Origin of the sequence: Pseudomonas hygromyciniae (assembly GCF_016925675.1) — a bacterium.
GTDB classification, from domain to species: Bacteria; Pseudomonadota; Gammaproteobacteria; order Pseudomonadales; family Pseudomonadaceae; genus Aquipseudomonas; species Aquipseudomonas hygromyciniae.
In genome coordinates this window covers 490,978-509,324 of sequence record NZ_CP070506.1, presented here as the reverse complement: position 1 = coordinate 509,324, position 18,347 = coordinate 490,978, and the positions used below count along the sequence as shown (strand labels likewise).

Genomic DNA, 18,347 nt, shown 5'->3' with positions numbered 1-18,347 from the left:
TCTTGTTCGCAAAAGATCAACAATAACGATTATGCTCACCAGCCAGACCGAGCCATACGCTCAGTCTTGTGTAGTTTTACTACTCGTATATACATTCGAAAGGCTGAAATGGCCGACGATTTGTAGTAAAACTACAGGACGCCGAAGCAACCTTCGGCCATCCAAGAATTTATGTCGTCTGCCCACAAGGCCAGTCGCAAACTTCAGGCAACCGATTCTGGTAGCCTTTCCGCCCTGGAGCAAGCCATGCAAGACCTCGATCCCGTCGAAACCCAGGAATGGCTGGACGCCCTGGAATCGGTTCTCGACAAAGAAGGCGAAGACCGTGCGCATTACCTGATGACCCGTATGGGCGAACTCGCGACCCGCAGCGGCTCGCAACTGCCCTACGCCATCACCACGCCATACCGCAACACCATCCCCGTTACCCACGAAGCACGCATGCCTGGCGACCTGTTCATGGAACGCCGCATTCGCTCGCTGGTACGCTGGAACGCGATGGCGATGGTTATGCGCACGAACTTGAAAGATTCTGACCTGGGCGGTCACATCTCCAGCTTCGCTTCCAGCGCAACCCTGTATGACATCGGCTTCAACTACTTCTTCCAGGCCCCGACCGAAGAACACGGCGGCGACCTGATCTACTTCCAGGGCCACACCTCGCCAGGCGTCTACGCCCGTGCGTTCATGGAAGGTCGCATTACCGAAGACCAGATGAACAACTTCCGCCAGGAAGTCGACGGTGGCGGCCTGTCGTCGTACCCGCACCCTTGGCTGATGCCTGACTTCTGGCAGTTCCCGACCGTTTCCATGGGTCTGGGCCCGATCCAGGCGATTTACCAGGCCCGTTTCATGAAGTACCTGGAAGCCCGTGGCTTCATCCCCGAAGGCAAGCAGAAAGTCTGGTGCTTCCTGGGCGACGGCGAGTGCGACGAGCCGGAATCCCTGGGCGCCATCTCCCTGGCCGGCCGCGAGAAGCTGGACAACCTGATCTTCGTCATCAACTGCAACCTGCAGCGCCTCGACGGCCCGGTTCGCGGCAACGGCAAGATCATCCAGGAACTCGAAGGCGTATTCCGCGGTGCTCAATGGAACGTGACCAAAGTCATCTGGGGCCGTTTCTGGGACCCACTGCTGGCCAAGGACGTCGACGGTATCCTGCAACGTCGCATGGACGAAGTCATCGACGGCGAGTACCAGAACTACAAGGCCAAAGACGGCGCGTTCGTACGTGAACACTTCTTCAACACGCCTGAACTCAAGGCGATGGTTGCCGACCTGTCCGACGACGAGATCTGGAAACTCAACCGTGGCGGCCACGACCCGTACAAGGTCTACGCGGCGTACCACGAAGCGGTCAACCACAAAGAACAACCTACCGTCATCCTGGCCAAGACCATCAAGGGTTATGGCACCGGTGCCGGCGAAGCGAAGAACACTGCGCACAACACCAAGAAAGTCGACGTCGACAGCCTGAAGTTGTTCCGTGACCGCTTCGACATCCCGGTCAAGGATGAAGAGCTGGAGAACCTGCCGTTCTTCAAGCCAGAGCCGAACAGCGCCGAAGCCCGCTACCTCAGCGAGCGTCGCACTGCCCTGGGTGGTTTCGTGCCACAGCGCCGCGCCCAGAGCTTTAGCGTACCGACACCGGACCTCAGCACCCTCAAGGCAATCCTTGATGGTTCGGGCGACCGTGAAATCTCCACCACCATGGCCTTCGTACGGATCCTCGCGCAGCTGGTCAAGGACAAGGAAATCGGCCCGCGCATCGTCCCGATCATCCCGGACGAAGCCCGTACCTTCGGTATGGAAGGCATGTTCCGTCAGTTGGGCATCTACTCCTCCGTCGGCCAGCTCTACGAGCCAGTCGATAAAGACCAGGTGATGTTCTACAAGGAAGACAAGAAGGGCCAGATCCTCGAAGAAGGTATCAACGAAGCGGGCGCCATGAGCTCCTTCATCGCTGCCGGTACTTCGTACTCCAGCCACAACCAGCCGATGCTGCCGTTCTACATCTTCTACTCGATGTTCGGCTTCCAGCGCATTGGCGACCTGGCTTGGGCAGCAGGCGACAGCCGTACCCGTGGCTTCCTGATCGGCGGTACTGCCGGCCGTACCACGCTCAACGGCGAAGGCCTGCAACACGAAGACGGTCACAGCCACATCCTGGCTGCCACCATCCCGAACTGCCGCACCTTTGATCCAACCTACGGCTACGAGCTGGCGGTGATCATCCAGGACGGCATGAAGAAGATGACCGAAGAGCAGCAGGACGTTTTCTACTACATCACCGTGATGAACGAGTCCTACCAGCAACCTGCCATGCCGGCCGGTGTTGAAGAGGGCATCATCAAGGGCATGTACCTGCTCGAAGAAGACACCAAGGAAGCGGCCCACCACGTCCAACTGATGGGCTCCGGCACCATCCTGCGCGAAGTGCGTGAAGCGGCGAAGATCCTGCGTGAAGAGTTCAACGTCGGCGCTGACGTGTGGAGCGTTACCAGCTTCAACGAACTGCGTCGCGACGGCCTGGCCGTGGAACGCAGCAACCGTCTGCACCCAGGCCAGAAGCCTGCGCTGAGCTACGTCGAAGAGTGCCTGGCTGGCCGTAAGGGTCCGGTTATCGCCTCTACCGACTACATGAAGCTGTTTGCTGAACAAATTCGCCAGTGGGTCCCGTCCAAGGAATTCAAAGTTTTGGGCACCGACGGTTTCGGCCGCAGTGACAGCCGCAAGAAGCTGCGTCACTTCTTCGAAGTCGATCGTCACTTCGTGGTGTTGGCAGCCCTGGAAGCCTTGGCTGACCGTGGTGAGATCGAACCCAAGGTGGTGGCTGATGCCATCGTCAAGTTCGGGATCAACCCGGAAAAACGCAACCCACTGGACTGCTGAGGAAACTATCTGTGAGCGAACTCATTCGCGTACCTGACATCGGCAGCGGTGAAGGTGAAGTAATTGAACTGTTTGTGAAGGTCGGCGACAAAGTCGAAGCCGACCAGAGCATCCTGACCCTGGAATCGGACAAGGCGAGCATGGAAATCCCTGCTCCCAAGGCCGGCGTGGTCAAGAGCCTGAAAGTGAAGCTGGGCGACCGCCTGAAAGAAGGCGACGAACTGCTGGAACTGGAAATCGAAGGTGCCGCTGACGCGGCACCGGCGGCGGCGCCTGCTGCAGCTGCTGCCCCTGCGCCGGCTGAAAAGCCAGCTGCTGCTGCCGAGGCCCCAGCGGCCCCGGCTGCTGCACCGGCGGCAGCGACTGTCCAGGACATTCACGTCCCGGACATCGGTTCGTCGGGCAAAGCCAAGATCATCGAACTGCTGGTCAAAGTCGGCGACACCGTCGAAGCCGACCAGTCGCTGATCACCCTGGAGTCCGACAAGGCCTCCATGGAAATCCCATCGCCGGCTGCCGGCGTAGTGGAAAGCATCGCGGTCAAGCTGGAAGACGAAGTCGGCACTGGCGACTTCATCCTCAAGCTGAAAGTACAAGGCGCTGCCCCGGCTGCGGCCCCAGCGCCAGCCGCTGCTGCTCCTGCCGCCAAGGCTGAAGCTGCACCTGCCGCCGCTCCGGCTCCTGCGGCAAAAGCCGAAGCTGCCCCGGCCCCGGCTGCTGCCCCTGCGCCAAGTGGCGCCAAGGCTCACGCCGGCCCTGCCGTGCGTCAACTGGCCCGTGAATTCGGTGTCGAGCTGAGCGCTGTCAGCCCTACCGGCCCACACGGTCGCGTGCTCAAGGAAGACGTGCAGGTCTACGTCAAATCCATGATGCAAAAAGCCAAGGAAGCTCCGGCTGCCGGCGCTGCTACCGGTGGTTCGGGCATTCCGCCGATCCGCACCGTGGACTTCAGCCGCTTCGGCGAAATCGAAGAAGTGCCGATGACGCGCCTGATGCAAATCGGCGCAGCCGGTCTGCACGCCAGCTGGCTGAACATTCCGCACGTGACTCAGTTCGACCAGGCCGACATCACCGACCTGGAAGCTTTCCGCGTTGCGCAGAAAACCGTGGCCGAAAAGGCCGGCGTGAAACTGACCGTACTGCCACTGCTGCTCAAGGCCTGCGCGCACCTGCTCAAGGAACTGCCGGACTTCAACAGTTCGCTGGCACCGAGCGGCAAAGCGATCATCCGCAAGAAGTACGTGCACATCGGCTTTGCGGTCGACACCCCGGATGGCCTGCTGGTACCGGTCATCAAGAACGTCGACCAGAAGAGCCTGCTGCAACTTGCTGGCGAAGCGGCTGCACTGGCGGCCAAGGCCCGCGACAAGAAGCTGACTCCGGACGACATGCAAGGCGCCTGCTTCACCATCTCCAGCCTCGGGCACATTGGCGGCACTGGCTTCACGCCAATCGTCAACGCGCCGGAAGTGGCGATCCTCGGTGTTTCCAAGGCCACCATCCAGCCTGTGTGGGACGGTAAGGCCTTCCAGCCGAAGCTGATGCTGCCGCTGTCGCTGTCCTACGATCACCGTGTGATCAATGGCGCGGCCGCTGCACGCTTCACCCAGCGCCTGAGCCAGTTGCTGAACGATATCCGCACCATCCTGCTGTAAGCCGCAGCGGCCTCCCCTTTCAACGGGGAGGCTGGCTGCAACGATTTCCGAGCGCCACGCTCGTACCTCAACCCCGCCAATTTGGCGGGGCTTTTTTTGGGTTCTTCACGGAATCCCGGGAAACACAGAAACAAGAACGCCGATTTGATTGATGATGTTCGTGCGAGCAAACACATCTAACAAACCGGCGTTCTTATGCGCGATATTAATACTTTCCTTCCCTTTTGGGAGGGCTTTTCTATCGTCACGATCAAGCCTGATGGTGACGACCTCCAGATCGATCTGACACCCAACGCCAACCGATTCCCGTCCTGTGGCGTGTGCCAGAAACCCTGTTCAGCCACGCATGAGTATTGCAAGCGAGTCATTCGCGATTTGCCCATTCTCGGTCACGCAGTTCGCCTGAACGTTTTGCTCCGGCGCGTTGGTTGTCGCGACTGTGGCAAACGCATGGAAGCTGTCAGTTGGTTGGATCGCTATGCCCGCATGACGCGGCGTCTGGCAGAGGCGGTCATTCAAGCCTGTGAGCGTCTTCCCACGCTACACGTGGCGCAGATGTTCGGACTGCATTGGGACACCGTTCGGTTGCTAGAGCGTCGAGCCTTGCAAGCGGCATTAAGTGCCCTGCCGAAGGCGCAACCGCGACGTCTGGTGATGGATGAGTTCGCGCTGTTCAAAGGTCATCGTTACGCGAGTGTGGTGCTGGATGCGGATACGCGGCGGGTGCTGTGGATCGGCGAAGGCCGCAGCCGGGCGGCGGTCAGACCCTTTTTCGAAGAACTGGGGCCAGAGGGTTGTGCTCGAATCGAAGCGGTGGCGATGGACATGAACACGGCCTTTGATCTGGAAGTTCGCCAACATTGTCCAAAAGCGCGAGTGATCTATGACCTGTTCCACGTGGTGGCCAAATATGGCCGAGAGGTGATTGATCGAGTCCGTGTCGATGAAGCTAACCGGCTACGTCATGACAAGCCCGCTCGAAAGGTCATCAAACAAGCGCGATGGCTGTTGCTACGCAACCCGGAGAACCTGAAAAAGCCGGAGCAGCAGGTTCACTTGCATGATTTGCTGGCGGCCAATCAATCGTTGATGACGGTCTACTTGATGAAGGCTGAACTCAAAACGCTGTGGTCGCCGAGTACTGCCTGGGACTGGAGATCGGCCTGGAAGCAATGGTTGCGTCACGCCCATGAAAGCGAGATACCTGCTCTGATCCAGTTCGCCAAAAGGCTGAAAAACTACTGGAGAGGCGTCATAAGCCGAGTTCGCTGGCCGATGCACACGGGGCAGTTGGAAGGAATAAACAACCGAATAAAGGTCATCAAGCGCATGGCGTACGGCTACCGGGACAGCGAATTCTTTTTCATGAAGATCAAGAGCGTCTTTCCCGGTAATCCGTGAAGAACCTTTTTTTGCCTGTTTGAATTGCCCGTGCCCCTTCTGCAGGAGCGAGCTTGCTCGCGAAAAACTCGAGGACGCCACACTCATTCAGGTCAGGCGCGTTATCGTTAACGATTTTCGCGAGCAAGCTCGCTCCTACAAAAGGCATGGAGGATAACCGTCCATCATTGCGACTGTAGAAAACCGCTCTGCGGCCGATAACCCACATATAGCACTTAGCCTTCATCCTCTCTTGTCAGTCCGCTCTGCATGATGCAACCTTGCCGCAGACAGCAGTAACGAGGGCGATAGCCCGGCGCGATGCGCATTTTTCCAAGCGAGTTTCCCCATGAAAAGCCAACCCGATGTCGCCCGAACGGCGGCCGAGGTAGTGACGCAATTACCGGTGCCTTCGCGCCTCGGTATGCTGCGTTTCGAACGGCTTAATGAGGCTAGCTGGGCGCTGCTGTACCTCGATCCCAATTGTGAACGCCAATTCGGCTTGCCCGCGGTAGAGCTGTGCTCGCTGATCGGCTCGCCCTATGCCAGCCTGATGGAACCCCAGGCACGTTACCAGTTGCATGATGCGATCCAGCAACAACTGACCGCCAGCCCCCATTACTTGGTGCGCTACACCCTGCACACCAACGACGGCCCGCTGAGCCTGCTGGAGGTGGGCGAGGCCTACAAGCAACACAATCGTCACTTGCTGCGCGGCTACCTGATGGTGGTAGACGGTTTGTTCAGTAACCTGGCACCGATGCCCGCCGCCGACCTGGAAGACCAGAACAGCCGCCTGCAGATCGCCCTGGAGCTCAACCAGCGCGCACAACAGGAGCAGTTGCAACACCTGGAGCGGGTGCGCGCCCAGCAGGAACTGATCCTGCTGCTGGCCCGCCAGCGCTACAGCACCACCAATTCGCTGCAAGAAGCCGCCGAACTGATCACCCGCAGCGCCTGTGATATCTACCAGATCGACTGCGCCAGCATCTGGAACCTCGAAGGCCAGCAACTGGTGCCGATCTCTGCGTTTCATCGCGCCGACCAACAGCACCATATGCCAGCGCCGATCGATGCCAGCGGCTTCCCGGACTACCTCGAAGCCCTGCACAGCAGCCGTGCCATCGACGCCAGCAATGCGATGCGCGACCCGCGCACCCGGGAAATGGTCGAAAGCCTGCGCCCCATGGACATCCACGCGATGCTCGACGCCAGTGTCCGTGTCGATGGTCAGGTGGTGGGCGTGCTGTGCCTGGAGCAAAGCACGGGCACTCGGGATTGGCTGTCCGATGAGATCGCCTTTGCCGGCGAGTTGGCCGATCAGTTCGCCCAGGTCATCAACAACCACAACCGTCGTACCGCCACCAGCGCCCTGCACCTGTTCCAGCGCGCGGTGGAGCAAAGTGCCAATGCCTTCCTGCTGGTCAATTGCGACGGCGTGGTGGAGTACGTCAACCCCAGCTTCACCGCGATCACCCAATACAGCACCGAAGAAGTCCACGGCCATCGCCTGGCGCAACTGCCGGCCCTGGAAAACCTCAGCGAACTGTTGTTCGACGCGCCCTCCAGCCTGGCCAAAAGCAATAGTTGGCAGGGCGAATTCAAGAGCCGGCGTAAAAACCTCGAACCGTACTGGGGCCAGCTGTCGATTTCCAAGGTCTATGGCGACAACCGCGAACTGACCCACTACATCGGCATCTACGAAGACATCACCCAGACCAAGCTCGCCCAGCAGCGTATCGAGCGCCTGGCCTATACCGACAACCTGACCAATCTGGGCAACCGTCCGGCGTTTATCCGCAACCTCGATGAGCGCTTCGCCCGGGACAGCGACGCGCCCATCAGCCTGCTGCTGGTGGACATCGACAACTTCAAGCGGATCAATGACAGCCTCGGCCACCAGACCGGCGACAAGCTGCTGATCAGCCTGGCCCGGCGCCTGCGCAACAGCCTCAATGCCGGCGGCAGCCTGGCGCGCTTTGCCAGTAACGAATTTGCGGTACTGCTGGACAACGCCGACCTTGAAGCCGGCCAACAAATGGCCTGCCAGTTGTTAATGACCCTCGACAAGCCGATGTTCGTCGACAACCAGTTGATCAGTGTCACCGGCTCTGTAGGCCTGGCCTGCGCGCCGCTGCATGGCCGCGACCCGCAGACCCTGATGCGCAACGCCGGCCTGGCGCTGCACAAGGCCAAGGCCAATGGCAAGCACCAGGTGCAGGTGTTTACCGAGGCCCTGAATGCCGAGGCCAGTTACAAACTGTTCGTCGAAAACAACCTGCGCCGCGCCCTGACCCAGAACGAGCTGGACGTGTTCTACCAGCCCAAACTGTGCCTGCGCAGCGGGCGCCTGCTGGGCATGGAAGCGCTGCTGCGCTGGAACCACCCGGAAAAGGGCATGATCCGCCCCGACCAGTTCATCAGCGTCGCCGAAGAGACCGGCCTGATCATCCCCATCGGCAAATGGATCGCACGCCAGGCCTGCCGCATGAGCAAGCAGTTGAGCGCCGCCGGCATGGGCAACCTGCAGGTAGCGATCAACCTGTCGCCCAAGCAGTTTTCCGACCCGGACCTGGTGGCTTCCATCGCCAGCATCCTCAAGGAAGAACAACTGCCGGCCAACCTGCTGGAGCTGGAGCTGACCGAAGGCCTGCTGCTGGAGGCCACCGAAGATACGCGCCTGCAACTGGACCAGTTGAAGAGCTTCGGCCTGACCCTGGCCATGGATGATTTCGGCACCGGTTACTCATCCCTGAGCTACCTGAAGAAATTCCCCATCGACATCATCAAGATCGACCGCAGCTTTATCCATGAAATTCCGGACAACCAGGACGACATGGAAATCACCTCGGCGGTGATCGCCATGGCGCACAACCTCAAGCTCAAGGTGGTCGCCGAAGGCATCGAGACCGCCGAGCAACTGGCGTTCCTGCGCCGCCATCGATGCGACGTCGGCCAGGGCTACCTGTTCGACCGGCCAATCCCCGGCTCCGAGTTGCTGGACAAGCTCAAACGCTATCCGCGCGGGCCAATCGCCTGACAGCGCTGTAACACTCGGGCACACTGGTGGTCTGAACTGTTAACTCAACCTGACGAGAGGACTGATCATGGTCTTGCGCTCGGAAATCCTGGTGAATAAAAACGTGCTGCCTACTGCCGAACAAGCCCTGCCTGGTCGTGAAACCCCGATGAACCTGCCCGAGACGCACTTCGTCAACGGTAACCCGCTGCTGGGCCCGTTCATGGACGATGTGGGTTTTGCGATTTTTGGCCTGGGCTGTTTCTGGGGTGCCGAACGCAAGTTCTGGCAACGCGATGGTGTAGTCAGCACAGTGGTCGGCTACGCCGGCGGCTTCACGCCCAACCCGACCTATGAAGAAGTCTGCTCGGGCCTGACCGGCCATAGCGAAGTGGTGCTGGTGGTGTATGACCAGGCCAAACTCAAGTACGAAGACCTGTTGAAGATGTTCTGGGAGCTGCACAACCCGACCCAGGGCATGCGCCAGGGCAATGATATCGGCAGCCAGTATCGCTCGGTGATCTACGCCACCACCCCTGAGCAACTGGCCGCTGCCAATGCCAGTGCACAGGCTTACCAGCAAGAGCTGACCAAGGCTGGCCTGGGGGAAATCACCACCGAAATCGACCAGGCGCCGACGGTGTACTTCGCCGAGGCCTATCACCAGCAGTACCTGGCGAAGAATCCCCAGGGTTACTGCGGGATTGGCGGGACTGGCGTGACCTGCCCGATCTAAAAATGTGGGAGCGGGCTTGCTCGCGAAAGCGGTGTGTCAGTCAGAGAATATGGCGACTGATACACCGCTTTCGCGAGCAAGCCCGCTCCCACATTTGTTCTGTGACCGACTTGATGCCGTTATTCGGCGATCAGCCAATCCATCTGCCACCCACCCTGGGTCTGCCCCAGCTTCTTCGACAGCCACGGCAGCAACTCACGCAACTCCTCCTCCAACCCCCACGGCGGGTTGGCAATCGCCAGGCCCGAGCCGGTCAGGGTGTTGGGGGTGTCCAGCGGATGCACCAGCAATTCCACGCGCAGCAGCTTTGGCGCGCCGGTGCCGGCCAGGTCCTGATAGAAGCGGCGCAGCATGCGCTGGTCTTTCACGGGGTACCAGATTGCGGCGACCGTCTGACGCATGCGGCCCACGGCTTCCTTGAGGGAGGCGGCGCAGCGCTGCATCTCATCGAGCTTCTCGAACGGCGGGTCGATCAGCATCAAGGCACGCTTTTCCGGCACCGGCAGCAAGGCCCGTGGCACATGCCAGCCCTCGCCCAGATGGACCTTCACGCGGCGGTCGCCCTTCATGTTGTCTTTGAGCAGCACGCCGTCTTCCGGGTGTTTTTCGTTGAGCAACACGCGGTCCTGTGGCCGGGTCAGGCGCCGCGCCAGTTCCGGCGAACCTGGGTAATAGCGCAATTGGCCGTCCGGGTTCATCTCGTGCAGCACCCGCATGTAGTCAGCAGTCAGCGCTGGCAGGTCCTCCTCGCCCCAAAGACGGGCGATGCCTTCCAGGTATTCACCGGTGCGATTGGCCTGGTCGCCTTGCAGGTCGTACAGACCGATCCCGGCGTGGGTGTCGAGATAGGCAAACGGCTGCTCCTTGCGCGACATCAGGGCGATGAGGCGGGTCAAGGTCAGGTGTTTGAAGACATCGGCGTGGTTGCCGGCGTGAAAGGCGTGACGATAATTCATGGTTGCTCCTGCGCAGGGGGCGAAGTTTACCTTTTACGCGGGCAAAGGTGCAGGGCCGCATGCCAGGCGGTGCTTATGCCACAAACGTAGGGCACGCACCGAAAACGTTCTAGCCGGTTATGTGGGAGCGGGCTTGCCCGCGATGCAGGCGACGGGGTATTACCCATACGCCGCGGTGACGCTATCGCCGGCAAGCCAGCACCCCCATTGTCCGGGGCTGCCCATGCAATCCAAGGAGGTCAAACAGCATCATGAAAGACGCCACCCTCGCCCTGCACCACGGCTTCAAATCGGACCCCACCACCAAGGCCGTCGCCGTACCGATCTACCAGAACGTCGCTTTCGAGTTCGATAACGCCCAGCACGGCGCCGACCTGTTCAACCTCGACGTGCCCGGCAATATCTACACGCGGATCATGAACCCCACCAATGACGTGCTGGAACAGCGCATGGCGGCGCTGGAAGGCGGGATCGCGGCCCTGGCCGTGTCGGCAGGCAGCGCGGCGATCCACTATGCCATCCAGGCCCTGACCCGCGCCGGCGACAATATCGTCTCCACTCCACAGCTGTACGGCGGCACTTACACCCTGTTCGCCCACCTGCTGCCCAGCTTCGGCGTTGACGTGCGCTTTGCCCGCGATGACTCGGCCCAAGCCATCGCCGAACTGATCGACGAAAACACCAAGCTCGTGTACTGCGAGAGCATCGGCAACCCGGCCGGCAATATCGTCGACCTGCAGGCCCTGGCCGACGCCGCCCACGCCCGCGGCGTACCGCTGATGGTGGATAACACCGTCGCCACGCCGATCCTGTGCAAGCCGATCCAGTTTGGCGCGGACATCGTCGTGCATTCCCTGACCAAATATGTCGGCGGCCACGGCAATTCCCTGGGCGGGGTAATTGTCGACAGCGGCACCTTCCCCTGGACCGACTACCCGCAAAAATTCCCCGGCCTCAATGAGCCGGAGCCGGCCTACCACGGCGTGGTCTACACCGAAAAGTTCGGCCCGGCGGCCTTTATCGCCCGGGCCCGCACCGTGCCACTGCGCAATACTGGCGCGGCCTTGGCGCCGATGAACGCCTTCCTGTTGCTGCAAGGTCTGGAAACCCTGGCCCTGCGCATGGAGCGCCACACCGAAAACGCGCTGAAAGTCGCGCAGTTCTTGCAGGCCCACGAACAGGTGGAGTGGGTCAGCTACGCCGGCCTGCCAGATCACCCCCACCATCATCTGGCGCAAAAATACATGCAGGGCAAGCCCTCGGCGATCCTGTCCTTTGGCCTCAAAGGCGGCTATGAAGCCGGGGTGCGCTTCTACGATGCGCTGCAAATCTTCAAACGCCTGGTGAATATCGGCGATGCCAAATCCCTGGCCTGCCATCCGGCCTCCACCACTCACCGGCAGATGAATACACAAGAGCAAGCCAAGGCCGGTGTGCGTCCGGAGATGATCCGTCTGTCGGTAGGCATCGAGGCGATTGAAGACCTGCTCGATGACTTGCAGCAATCCTTGAACGCCTGATTCAACCCCGCTCGCCGGCCAGGTAGGCAACCAATGCCTGGTCTGCGGCGTAGGGCTGGCGCACAAAATACGCGACCTTGTGCTTCAAGGTCGCGGGTGCGTAGGCGTCGTGCAGGTCGGGGTGCTCTTGGGCCAGCCATTGCAGCAGGTTGTCCACCAGGGTCACGCTGGACTGCTCGCCAAGCTGCTTGAGCAGGGTGGCCGGCACATCCCACCACGGGCTTTGCCTCGCCGCCCCCGCCACCCTGGCCGGCACTTGCTGAGGCTGCCCATTGAGCCAGTAGCGGCGAAACACTGGAATGACTTCCGCCGCCCCAGCCCCCAGCGTTTGCAGGATCGGCAGCAGATAGCCGCCATCCCAGAAACGAAAGAACACCTCTTGCCCCTCGGGCAACCGCACCTTGGTCAGGCTCGCGAGATGTTCGACCACCGTGGCGAGCGGGCTGGAGGACACGGCCAGCCAGCCCCAATCGGTAGCGGTACATTGCGCCGCCCAGTCGAGAAACCCACTGCTGTCGCTGACCAACGCCACATAGGGCATCACCTCACCCCAAGCGCCGTACTCGCTGCCGGCCCACACCGGGCTCAGCGGCCCGCCATCCGCCTGGCGCCAGGCCGCCACCGGTTGGCAATCACTGGTGCTGGCCAGGATGACAAACACCTGCTCGCCGTCCTGCAGCGGCTCCTGGGCCAGCCATTCGCGCGGAGTCATCATTGCAGGCCTCCGGCTCGATGCCGAGGGGTGTCGCAGACGCCCTGCTTGCAGCGCTCACACTCCTCGCAGAATGGCGCACTGCGCTTGAAACTGAACACTTGTGCGGCACTCAACGGCGCGGCCAACGCCGCCAGCAGGGTTTCCTGAACACCCGGGCGCAAAGGTGATGACGCTGCAGCCGCCGACGGTGCGCCGCCCAACTGGATCGGCGTACTGCTGAAAATCCCCCCAGCCGACAGGGTCAGCCATTGCCCACCAGCCTGCAGCGTCAGGCTGGCACCACCATCGACCACCATTTGCTGGCCCGCGCCAAGGCTGATCTGCTGGCCCGCCTGCAACGAGTAGCGCGCCACCTGCACCTGCTGCTGCCCAGCGATCACCAGATGATCGTCCTGCTTCACTTCCGTCAGCCGGTCGCCGTGGGTAATCCGCTGCTCTTGGCCGTGCAACTCGTGGTGCGACTCGCCGCTTACCTGCACATGGCGCTGGTGATCCACCTGCAGGCGCAAATCGTGGAGCACGTGCTGGGTCCAGTCACGCTGGGCACGCAGATAGATCTGCTCGGCGCCCTTACGGTCTTCGATGCGCAGCTCGTTATAGCCGCCACCCCCCGGGCTGCTCTGGCTGCGGAAGATACTGCGGGTCTTGTCCGCCGGCAGGTCGAGGGGCACCGGCGTCGCGCCGTTGGCCAGGCAACCCACCACCAGCGGCATGTCGATATCACCGTTGACGAAGCCCACCAGCACTTCCATGCCCACCCGCGGAATCACCACGCTGCCGTAGTGCTCATGGGCCCAGGCGCTGGCGACCCGCAGCCAGCAGCTGGAATGTTCGCCGGATTGGCCGTGGCGATCCCAAGCCAGTTGGACCTTGACCCGGCCAAACTCGTCGCAATGGATTTCGCTGTCCACGGGCCCAGTGACCACGGCGTTCTGATAACCGGCAATCGGTACCCTGGCCTCAGGCAGCGGCGGGCGAAACGGCACATCCCAGGGCGTGGCAAAAAACTCGTTGCGGTACCCCTGCTCATCCACCGCGCCCACGGATTCCTCCAGCACTTGCGGTTGCCGGCCCTGGTGGATCACCCGCGTCACCAGCCACAGGCCATTCCATTCCTGACGCGGATGGTCGGCCAGCGTGAGGAACTGCCCGCTGACCAACGCCGCCTGGTCGCCCTCACCCCGGGCCTGCCGCTGGTCGCTGCGGTAACGCTCCAACGCCCGCTGCGCCAGGTGCTTGCCATGGCCACGGTCGGTGAAATGCCCGGGATAGCCCTGGACCTCCAACGCCGGCAGTTGCTCGCCAAGGGCAGTGCTTTCCAGCGTCAGGCGCGGCTTGCGAAAATCATAGTCGCGCAGGTTGACCCCGGTGGTCCGCGCCTCCAGACGCACGCTGAAACGCTTGATCACGGGCACCGCCGCAACCATCCCCGAGCCCGGCGCATAGCCTGTCGGCTGGTCTGCCTGGGCGAATACCGTCTGATCATCGCCGAACACCAGCAGATGCCCGTCCGGCGAATGCTGAAAGTGAAAGTGAATCCCCAGTTCGGCACACAGCCGCTGGATAAACGCCAGATCGCTCTCATCGAACTGCACGCAGTACTCACGTTCGGGATAGGTCGTGCCCAGCCGCCATTCAAAGGCATCGCGTTGGATGCCCTGCCCTTCAAGCACCAGGCTGATGATCTGCGGCACCGTCTTGTGCTGGAAAATACGTTGCTGGGCACTGTGTTGCAGGTAAGCCAGTTGCGGCACCAGGCTCAATTGATAGCGGGTCAGGCGCCGCCCCGAGTCACCTTGCGCAACGCTCTGGATTTGCCCGTGAATGCCGTGGCCCAACGCATCGAAGGCGAGAAAGGCTTGGCGGTGCAATAGGTTTTCCAGATCCAGGTCCGGCTGCTCGCCGACCAGTTCAACATCAAAACGATAAGGCTGGCTGATTGCCTCCTCGCCCTTGAATGCCAGGACCTTGAGGTCACTGGGCTGGCCGTCGACGGTCAGGCTAAATGCACTTTGATTGGCAGGAGCGAACATCCGGTGTTTCTCTGCAAGTGGAGGGCCTGGGATTCTGCACCAGCCATTTGCCGAGCTGCGCGGGCTGCAGGCAATTCAGTAATTCCCTACAAGACAACCGACACCGTCGCATGTCTAGTCCTGAAATAGGTTTACACCTGTTTCAGTCTCAAAACGCCCGATGCACCGCATCGGGCGTTTTGTATTTCAGGGACAGGTGTGGCCGTTCCCCGTTGTAGATCAGCACCGATTCATCCACCATTTTCACTGCTTCCGCCAGGTTTTTAGGGGCGGCACAGCAAAAGCTCGGTCTTCAAGATCCCGTTTATCCTTTCTGCCAGAGCATTCTGGTAGCAGTCATATCCGTCGGTCATTGAGCATCTAACGTTATGGCTAGCGTGCAAGCGCTGGTAAAGCTCGGAGCAGTATTGGGCGCCACGGTCTGAGTGATGGATCAGTGGCAGCTTGCTTCGACGTTTGCTAATTGCTTTTTCCATCGCTTTGATCACCGACTCGGTATGCAAGCTCTCATGCACATGATGGCCTACGATCTTGCGCGAGTAAGCGTCTGTCACGAGGCTCACGTAGGCGACGCTTTCCTGTGTCGGCAGGTAGGTTATATCTGCGACCCAGACATGCTCGGGCCTGCTGGCAACGATTTGTCCTGGACCCTCTTTGAGCAAATTCGGATGGCGGCGAAAACGGTGATGGCTGTCCGTCGTTTTGTGGTAAGCCCGTTTGCGCACCACCAGTTCTCGAGCGTTGCGCAAGATGCTAAACAGGCGGTCTCTACCGACCCGCACTGGCGCGCCAACTTCGACGCTCATCAGGTAATGCAGCTTGCGCGTGCCTATCCTGGGCTGGCGGCGGCGCTTTTCAAGAACAAAGTCCATGACCTCTTGATCTTGACGAGTCCTTGCGTCAAAAGCTCGATTACGTTGGTAATACGCTTGGCGCGAAATGCCCATGAACAGGCAAGCCCTGGTGATGCTCAGGTCTTGGATTTGCCCTTGCGAGAGGACTTGCCGGGTCGCTTTTTTACGACGCAAACACCGTAGTCATTCTTCAGAACATTCACGACGGCTTCGAAGAATTGCGCCTTCTGATTGCTTAGCGCCAGCTGTTCTTCGAGCTCTTTGATCCGCTGCTCGGGTGTCAGCGGGAGGGTTTGCTCGGTCATGGACCTGCTCCTCGGCTCTCGAATTGAGGCGCCTTGGCTCCAGTCCTGCCGGCCATGCTTGCGTAGCCAGACCAGTACCGTGGACCGGCCCTGAATGCCGTAGCGCCGTTGAGCCTCTTTATAACTCAACTCGCCCTTTTCGACCTGGTCTACGACCGATAATTTAAAGGCTAGCGTGTAGTCACGCTGGCTCCGCCTTTTGCCCGAATCCATTGGTTCCTCCTGAAGATAGGTCAGAAGGTGTAAACCTTATTCAGGACGGGACAGCACCAAAAAAAAGGCCCGCCATCCAGGGATGCGGGCCTTTTTATCAGTTCAGCGGGCCATCACGGCCTGCCGAACGCCTCACTTGTTGAGGTTGTAGTCTTTCTCGGCAGCGGCGAAGCGCTCAACCATACCGGCAGTCGGGGCGCCCATCTTGCTCACGAAGTAGATCGCCAGGCTGGCGAACAGGAAGCCTGGGATGATTTCGTACAGCCCCAGCAGCTCGAAGTGCTTCCACACGATCACGGTGATCGCGCCGACCAGGATACCGGCCAGTGCGCCGTTGCGGGTCATGCCTTTCCACAGGACCGAGATCAGGACCACAGGACCGAATGCAGCACCGAAGCCGGCCCAGGCGTAGCTCACCAGACCCAGTACGCGGTTTTCCGGGTTGGCGGCCATCGCGATAGCGATCAGCGCAACCACCAGCACCATGATGCGACCTACCCATACCAATTCAAGCTGGGAAGCGCCCTTGCGCAGGAAAGCCTTGTAGAAGTCTTCGGTCAGGGCGCTGGAGCACACCAGCAACTGGCAGCTCAGGGTGCTCATCACGGCAGCCAGAATGGCCGACAGCAGCACGCCAGCAACCCAAGGGTTGAACAACAGCTTGGCCAGTTCGATGAACACACGCTCTGGGTTTTCGGTCACGGGACCGGCGACTTCAGGGTGTGCCGAGAAGTAGGCAATACCGAAGAAACCTACAGCAACGGTGCCGGCCAGGCACAGGATCATCCAGGTCATGGAGATGCGGCGCGCCTTGGCAATCGACTTGACCGAATCCGCCGCCATGAAGCGCGCGAGGATGTGCGGCTGGCCGAAGTAGCCCAGGCCCCAGCCCATCAGCGAGATGATGCCGATGAAGGTGGTGTTTTTCAGCATGTCGAAGTTGGTTGGATCCTTCGCTTCAATGGCCAGGAAGGTGGTATCGACACCGCCGGTAGCCAGCAACACGATGATGGGCGTCAGGATCAACGCGAAGATCATCAGGGTGGCTTGTACGGTATCTGTCCAGCTTACTGCCAGGAAACCACCGATGAAGGTGTAGGCAATCGTTGCTGCAGCACCGGCCCACAGCGCGGTCTCGTAGGACATGCCGAAGGTGCTTTCAAATAGACGGGCACCGGCCACGATGCCGGAAGCGCAGTAGATGGTGAAGAACACCAGGATTACCACTGCCGAGATGATGCGCAGCAGGCCGCTTTTGTCTTCAAAGCGGCTGGAGAAGTAGTCCGGCAGGGTCAGGGCGTCGCCGTTGTGTTCGGTCTGCACGCGCAGGCGACCGGCCACAAACAGCCAGTTCAGGTAAGCACCGACGATCAGGCCGATGGCGATCCAGCTTTCCGACAGGCCCGACATGTAGATGGCGCCTGGCAGGCCCATCAACAACCAGCCGCTCATATCCGAGGCGCCAGCCGAGAGTGCGGTAACGACGCTGCCGAGGCTGCGACCACCGAGGATGTAATCGGAAAGGTTATTGGTGGAGCGATAGGCCATCAGACCAATCAACACCATTGCCGCGATGTAGATCACAAATGTGATCAGGGTTGGATTACTTACGCTCATTGAGTTACGCCCTGGCTTTGTTTTTATGTAGCGGCGGTCTGTCAGCCCACCTACAAGAGAGTAGCTTGTAGACGAAACTGCATGCCGCGCATTTATGACTGACGTTTCCCCAGGAAAGCCATCAGCCGATGAACCGAACCTTGCAGTTGGTTGCACCTTGGGCGCGAATGCTATTCAACAAAGCAAATAAGGTGCAACCAGTTTCGCGAGAATAAGTTGCACCCAGGGATGATTTTCGGCAAACGGCGGTTTTTTGCTCCTTTTCGGAGCAAGAACAGCCAAATCCAGAAGCAAATGCACCAATACCCAGCCGATTCCGTCGAGTAAAAATGATTTCTGACGAGCAGCGTGGATTTCATGAAGAAAATGGGTTGCACCCGGTTGCACCTCGTACTGCGCAAAGCTAATCTTGCCGCCAGCTGATGCCACGCAGTAGTGGCACCCATGAGGAT

11 protein-coding genes and 1 pseudogene are annotated in these 18,347 nt (G+C 60.2%); 6 read left to right on the top strand and 6 right to left on the bottom strand.

Annotated elements, in window-relative coordinates:
- The first annotated feature begins 246 nt into the window (after nucleotides 1–246).
- From aceE to msrA, 5 genes are all read left to right on the top strand, one after another.
- Nucleotides 247–2,892 carry a pyruvate dehydrogenase (acetyl-transferring), homodimeric type gene (gene aceE / locus JTY93_RS02135; protein ID WP_057958114.1) on the top strand — a complete coding sequence of 882 codons (2,646 nt, stop codon included), beginning with the start codon at nucleotides 247–249 and terminating at the stop codon, nucleotides 2,890–2,892.
- A gap of 11 nt (nucleotides 2,893–2,903) precedes the next feature.
- Nucleotides 2,904–4,547 (top strand): dihydrolipoyllysine-residue acetyltransferase, encoded by a 1,644-nt coding sequence (gene aceF, locus JTY93_RS02130; RefSeq protein ID WP_205476212.1) that lies wholly within the window; start codon nucleotides 2,904–2,906, stop codon nucleotides 4,545–4,547.
- 195 nt (nucleotides 4,548–4,742) lie between these two features.
- Nucleotides 4,743–5,948, top strand: coding sequence for an ISL3 family transposase (locus JTY93_RS02125; protein WP_205480964.1), 1,206 nt, complete (start codon nucleotides 4,743–4,745; stop codon nucleotides 5,946–5,948).
- Between the two features lie 328 nt (nucleotides 5,949–6,276).
- Nucleotides 6,277–8,967 carry a putative bifunctional diguanylate cyclase/phosphodiesterase gene (locus tag JTY93_RS02120; protein ID WP_205480456.1) on the top strand — a complete coding sequence of 897 codons (2,691 nt, stop codon included), beginning with the start codon at nucleotides 6,277–6,279 and terminating at the stop codon, nucleotides 8,965–8,967.
- A 67-nt stretch (nucleotides 8,968–9,034) separates the two neighbouring features.
- Complete coding sequence (msrA, locus tag JTY93_RS02115) at nucleotides 9,035–9,682, top strand: peptide-methionine (S)-S-oxide reductase MsrA (RefSeq protein ID WP_205480448.1); 648 nt, start codon at nucleotides 9,035–9,037, stop codon at nucleotides 9,680–9,682.
- A gap of 119 nt (nucleotides 9,683–9,801) precedes the next feature.
- On the opposite strand, the gene JTY93_RS02110 is transcribed toward msrA, so the two are convergent.
- The gene (locus tag JTY93_RS02110; protein WP_169992133.1) at nucleotides 9,802–10,638 is read right to left on the bottom strand and encodes a 23S rRNA (adenine(2030)-N(6))-methyltransferase RlmJ; all 837 of its coding nucleotides are present in this window, start codon (nucleotides 10,636–10,638) and stop codon (nucleotides 9,802–9,804) included.
- A gap of 251 nt (nucleotides 10,639–10,889) precedes the next feature.
- On the opposite strand from JTY93_RS02110, the gene JTY93_RS02105 reads away from it, so the two are divergent.
- On the top strand, nucleotides 10,890–12,158 hold the full coding sequence (locus JTY93_RS02105) for an O-acetylhomoserine aminocarboxypropyltransferase/cysteine synthase family protein (RefSeq protein WP_205480446.1): 1,269 nt from the start codon (nucleotides 10,890–10,892) through the stop codon (nucleotides 12,156–12,158).
- Nucleotide 12,159: 1 nt separating this feature from the next.
- Here the strand turns inward: JTY93_RS02105 and JTY93_RS02100 are convergent, their stop codons facing one another.
- The 5 genes and pseudogenes from JTY93_RS02100 to JTY93_RS02080 form a co-directional block, all read right to left on the bottom strand.
- Complete coding sequence (locus JTY93_RS02100; RefSeq protein WP_205480444.1) at nucleotides 12,160–12,873, bottom strand: DUF4123 domain-containing protein; 714 nt, start codon at nucleotides 12,871–12,873, stop codon at nucleotides 12,160–12,162.
- Nucleotides 12,870–14,906 (bottom strand): type VI secretion system Vgr family protein, encoded by a 2,037-nt coding sequence (locus tag JTY93_RS02095; RefSeq protein WP_205480442.1) that lies wholly within the window; start codon nucleotides 14,904–14,906, stop codon nucleotides 12,870–12,872. The genes JTY93_RS02100 and JTY93_RS02095 overlap by 4 nt, the downstream gene beginning before the upstream one ends.
- Nucleotides 14,907–15,054: 148 nt before the next feature.
- Nucleotides 15,055–16,278: pseudogene (locus tag JTY93_RS02090) on the bottom strand (IS3 family transposase).
- A gap of 132 nt (nucleotides 16,279–16,410) precedes the next feature.
- Nucleotides 16,411–17,895 carry a sodium/proline symporter PutP gene (gene putP, locus JTY93_RS02085; protein ID WP_205480758.1) on the bottom strand — a complete coding sequence of 495 codons (1,485 nt, stop codon included), beginning with the start codon at nucleotides 17,893–17,895 and terminating at the stop codon, nucleotides 16,411–16,413.
- 174 nt (nucleotides 17,896–18,069) lie between these two features.
- The gene (locus tag JTY93_RS02080; protein WP_169991618.1) at nucleotides 18,070–18,324 is read right to left on the bottom strand and encodes a hypothetical protein; all 255 of its coding nucleotides are present in this window, start codon (nucleotides 18,322–18,324) and stop codon (nucleotides 18,070–18,072) included.
- Between the last annotated feature and the right edge of the window lie 23 nt (nucleotides 18,325–18,347).

What these genes read in the sequence shown, in the direction of transcription:
- aceE (WP_057958114.1), top strand. Translation starts at nt 247, where the DNA reads ATGCAAGACCTCGATCCCGTCGAAACCCAGGAATGGCTGGACGCCCTG.
- JTY93_RS02125 (WP_205480964.1), top strand. Translation starts at nt 4,743, where the DNA reads ATGCGCGATATTAATACTTTCCTTCCCTTTTGGGAGGGCTTTTCTATC.
- JTY93_RS02120 (WP_205480456.1), top strand. Translation starts at nt 6,277, where the DNA reads ATGAAAAGCCAACCCGATGTCGCCCGAACGGCGGCCGAGGTAGTGACG.
- msrA (WP_205480448.1), top strand. Translation starts at nt 9,035, where the DNA reads ATGGTCTTGCGCTCGGAAATCCTGGTGAATAAAAACGTGCTGCCTACT.
- JTY93_RS02110 (WP_169992133.1), bottom strand. Translation starts at nt 10,638, where the DNA reads ATGAATTATCGTCACGCCTTTCACGCCGGCAACCACGCCGATGTCTTC.
- JTY93_RS02105 (WP_205480446.1), top strand. Translation starts at nt 10,890, where the DNA reads ATGAAAGACGCCACCCTCGCCCTGCACCACGGCTTCAAATCGGACCCC.
- JTY93_RS02100 (WP_205480444.1), bottom strand. Translation starts at nt 12,873, where the DNA reads ATGATGACTCCGCGCGAATGGCTGGCCCAGGAGCCGCTGCAGGACGGC.
- JTY93_RS02095 (WP_205480442.1), bottom strand. Translation starts at nt 14,906, where the DNA reads ATGTTCGCTCCTGCCAATCAAAGTGCATTTAGCCTGACCGTCGACGGC.
- putP (WP_205480758.1), bottom strand. Translation starts at nt 17,895, where the DNA reads ATGAGCGTAAGTAATCCAACCCTGATCACATTTGTGATCTACATCGCG.